Consider the following 3,778-nt stretch of genomic DNA (forward strand, 5'->3'; position numbering starts at 1 on the left):
CGGTGCTTAATCCGGTTTTTCGGCCATTTGCGAATGTCTAACCCAAACGCAATGTTTTGACGCACCGTCAGATGTTTAAACAGGGCATAGTGCTGGAAAACAAAGCCAACTCGCCGTTCTTGGACAGTTTGGTACGTTGCATCTTGCCCCGTTAGCCAAATTCGTCCGGTATCGGGTTGCTCTAACCCAGCAATCAGCCGCAAAAGGGTAGACTTTCCAGACCCCAATGGCCCTAACAAGGCCACTAACGAGCCTGTACTCACCTCCAAGCGGACATTATCAACCGCCTGAAAATCGCCAAACCGCTTTGAGATATCTTCAACTCTTATGCCCACAGTACAGCATTCTTAAACTCTGCAGTTAGGGTACTGGCGATGCATCTGAGAAGACGAGATTTAGCGTAGAGGCCACCACGATACCTTATCGCGGGTTGCGCCGTAGACTTCTTTTAGGCCTTCCGGATCAACAACGCGAATAATGTCATGGTCGGCATCCGTACCCTTGCTGGTTTTGATTAGCCCCACCTTCATCATTCCCTTCAGAACCTGCTCGACCGTTCGGTGATTGAGCTGACTTGCATGGGCAATCAAATCAATCGGTAAATCCAACGTGTAGGTACCGTCAGAACGGGGCTGATTGCCGAGCGATCGCTCTTGGTAAATCAGCGCCCGCAACAGGGCTGCAACCGCTTGGGGAGGGTAGGCTCCACAGTTCAGCAAGTGATACTGAAACTTCTCTCGCATCTCAAATAGAAAACCATAGCGCTCTCGGAAAACGTCACTATCGGTATACAGCGACTTCACTGCTTCAACCGGGATCTTCAGTACATCCGTTGTTTTGTAGGCTTCTACCAAACTCGGAAATGCGCGGCAAATCAGCCCATAGCTGAATGCCAAACTCCGCATACCAAAACACCCCCCTGGATAAGTCAAGGAAATCACGCGATCCAAGGGAGTACTCCGAATAATAATCGGCCCCCCATTTAGAACGGCGTAGAGGTAATCCAGCGACTCATCAGGACGAAATGCTGTGTAGATCGGTCGATTGGAATATAGCTTCTCCCGAATGACGTGATCGGGATCGAGGTAGGTTGCGAGCCAAGCCTCGTCCATTCCCCGAAACAAAAAGTTGCTGTGGATCAGCAGCTTAATCATTCCAGGCTCCTCAGAACGCTTGGCCTGTTTTGCCATGCCAGTTCTCCTGACTACAGAAACTAACCTATTTTGACATGGGGCGTAAGTGTGTTTCGAAAATTTTATGAATCATACCTAAACAAATCAAATAAAAATTATAATTAAATTTTAAAACATTTATGTTACATTTGGATTCAGTTTGGCGATCGCCCCTCTGCAAGACGATGGATTGCGATCGCCCAGTAGCTCAGAGATTTGAAGGCTTCGAGGAAATCTGTGAAGAGTTTGAAGCTATCGCGTCAAAATCGTGGAACGGTACGCTCGGTACTGGGAGTATCCCGGCGGTTTGTGATGTTAAGCTTGCTGGGAGTCGGGATGGGTCTAGCGATCAGCAGTTGCAGCCCTGATGTAGCGACGGAATCAGGAGAAGATAATGCAGCCAGCGCAACCGATGCTCCTAAAGAGCCTGTCGAGCTGACGCTAGTATCCTTCGCGGTCACCCAAGCTGCCTACGAGAAAATCATTCCGCAGTTCACCGAACAGTGGGAAAAAGAGCACAACCAGAAGGTCACCATTAACCAGAGCTATGGTGGTTTGGGAAGCCAAACTCGTGCCGTTCTAGATGGACTCGAAGCAGACGTGGTGGCTCTAGCGCTGGCTCTGGACACGAAAAAATTGGAAGAGGGTGGACTGATCGAGCCCGGTTGGGAACAAGAAGCACCCAATAACTCTATTGTCACTACCTCCGCTGCGGTGATCGTGACCCGTGAGGGCAATCCGAAAAATATCCAAGGCTGGGACGACCTGGCACGGGATGATGTCCAGGTTATTACGGCCAATCCCAAAACATCGGGGGGAGCCCGATGGAACTTCCTGGGACTATGGGGTTCGATTTCGCAAGACGGTGGCGATGATGTAGCCGCCCTCGACTTTACCACTCAAGTCTTTGGCAATGTACCTGTGCTACCCAAAGATGCCCGTGAAGCAACCGATGTGTTCTTCAAGCAGGGACAAGGCGATGCCTTGATCAACTATGAAAACGAAGTCCTGCTGGCGAAGCTGAACGGCGAAGAATTGCCCTACATTCTTCCTGATGTCAATATCTCCATTGATAACCCGGTGGCCGTTGTGGATGCGAACGTAGACAAACACGGCACTCGGGACATCGCGGAGGCCTTTGTGGAGTTCCTGTTTACTCCGGAAGCCCAACGAGAGTTCGCTAGCGTAGGATTTCGTCCGGTTGATCCGGGCGTTTCCGAAGAATTTGCCAGTCAGTATCCCAAGATTAATCAGTTGTATACCGTTGCAGACTTAGGCGGATGGGATGCTATTCAAACCAAGTTCTTTGAGGATGGAGCTATTTTTGATCAAATTCAGTCAAAAATTGCTAAATAGATCAAATGTACGTGTTTAGATAGAGCGAGGCTCGGTTTCCCGGTGAGAGGAGTCTTGAATTTCGGATGTGACAGTTCACAGGAGACAGACCATGACTAGGCTATCTACTACTGCGCGCAATCCCCTGCTCCACCGTCCGCTCCGCCAAACGGTTTATACGCTTAAGGTGGGCACTATTTACGGGCTGTTGGCGATCGCCATTGCCTACACGGCTGTTTTGATGTTGGCGATCGTCCTCATCGGAGTCGTGGCGACGTCTGTGATCTCCTTGGTCTCCTTAGTGCTCAATCCCTTGGGAGATTCCATCATCCCTAAACCCTGACGCAATCGTAAATTTTGACACGGTTATAGCTATGGCAAACGCTACGTCGTCCGGCGCTCAAGCCGATGAACCATCGCTGCTCCAGCGCATCGTCCATTTACCGTGGAACTGGCGCTTCACCTGGGTGTATCTCACGGTGATGCTCTTTGTGCCCACCGCCGCGATCGCCGTCCCCTCAACACCCTCTTTGGCCTTTGTGCTGCAACGGCGATCGCTCGCCATCGTTTTCCAGGCAAGGTATTGCTGATCAGCATTATTGATCTGCCATTTTCTATCTCTCCGGTCGTCGCTGGTTTGATGATCATGCTGCTATACGGCAATCAGGGATGGTTCGGACCTTTGTTGGATGAGCGCGGCATCAACATCGTTTTTGCAGTACCTGCAATGGTGCTGGCAACCCTGTTTGTCACGATGCCCTTTGGAGCTCGTGAGGTCATCCCCGTGTTAGAGGAACTGGGCACCGAGCAAGAAGAGGCGGCTAAAACACGGGGGGCAAGCGGTTGGCAAATTTTCCGACGGGTAACGCTGCCTAATATTCGTTGGGGGTTACTCTATGGCATCGTGCTAACCAATGCGCGTGCTATGGACGAATTTGATGCGGTGTCGGTCGTATCGGGCAGCATTGCCGGAAAGACGCAAACGCTTCCCCTTTACGTGGAAGAAGCCTACAAGCAGTACGAGACTCAATCTGCCTATGTCGCAGCAGTCGTGTTGGCGCTGCTTGCGGTGGTTTCATTAGTTTTAAAGGAGTTGCTTGAACAAAGGACTGGACATCGTAAACGAGTCCATTAATTCGTATCTAGCATTCAAGATGTCTCTAAATCCCATTTCTGATATAGCAATCCTATTTGGATTGTGAAACGTGCGCCCCGTGGGGCGCACGTTTCACAACTCATCTTTTTCACAAATCACGTAGGAACGCTATATG

General features: G+C 50.4%; 5 protein-coding genes. 3 read left to right on the forward strand and 2 right to left on the reverse strand.

Translation table 11 applies throughout. The features are described from left to right. Together IGR76_06605 and IGR76_06610 are read right to left on the reverse strand one after the other, a co-directional pair. Nucleotides 1-335 (reverse strand): ATP-binding cassette domain-containing protein (locus IGR76_06605; protein MBF2078184.1); only part of this gene is annotated, 335 nt, incomplete at its 3' end. 60 nt (nt 336-395) lie between these two features. After that, on the reverse strand, nt 396-1,190 hold the full coding sequence (locus tag IGR76_06610) for a Crp/Fnr family transcriptional regulator (protein MBF2078185.1): 795 nt from the start codon (nt 1,188-1,190) through the stop codon (nt 396-398). A 294-nt stretch (nt 1,191-1,484) separates the two neighbouring features. On the opposite strand from IGR76_06610, the gene IGR76_06615 reads away from it, so the two are divergent. The 3 genes from IGR76_06615 to IGR76_06625 all read left to right on the forward strand — a co-directional run bounded on the left by IGR76_06615 (nt 1,485) and on the right by IGR76_06625 (nt 3,642). Further along, complete coding sequence (locus IGR76_06615; protein ID MBF2078186.1) at nt 1,485-2,528, forward strand: sulfate ABC transporter substrate-binding protein; 1,044 nt, start codon at nt 1,485-1,487, stop codon at nt 2,526-2,528. 91 nt (nt 2,529-2,619) lie between these two features. Continuing rightward, nucleotides 2,620-2,850, forward strand: a complete 231-nt coding sequence (locus IGR76_06620; GenBank protein ID MBF2078187.1) for a hypothetical protein — start codon at nt 2,620-2,622, stop codon at nt 2,848-2,850. A 72-nt stretch (nt 2,851-2,922) separates the two neighbouring features. Continuing rightward, on the forward strand, nt 2,923-3,642 hold the full coding sequence (locus tag IGR76_06625) for a sulfate ABC transporter permease (GenBank protein ID MBF2078188.1): 720 nt from the start codon (nt 2,923-2,925) through the stop codon (nt 3,640-3,642). The last annotated feature ends 136 nt before the right edge of the window (nt 3,643-3,778 follow it).

Origin of the sequence: Synechococcales cyanobacterium T60_A2020_003 (assembly GCA_015272205.1) — a bacterium.
In the GTDB taxonomy this organism is placed as follows: Bacteria; Cyanobacteriota; Cyanobacteriia; order RECH01; family RECH01; genus JACYMB01.

Coding starts and splice junctions, on each gene's coding strand:
- IGR76_06610 (MBF2078185.1), bottom strand. CDS start 1,190: ATGGCAAAACAGGCCAAGCGTTCTGAGGAGCCTGGAATGATTAAGCTG.
- IGR76_06615 (MBF2078186.1), top strand. CDS start 1,485: ATGTTAAGCTTGCTGGGAGTCGGGATGGGTCTAGCGATCAGCAGTTGC.
- IGR76_06620 (MBF2078187.1), top strand. CDS start 2,620: ATGACTAGGCTATCTACTACTGCGCGCAATCCCCTGCTCCACCGTCCG.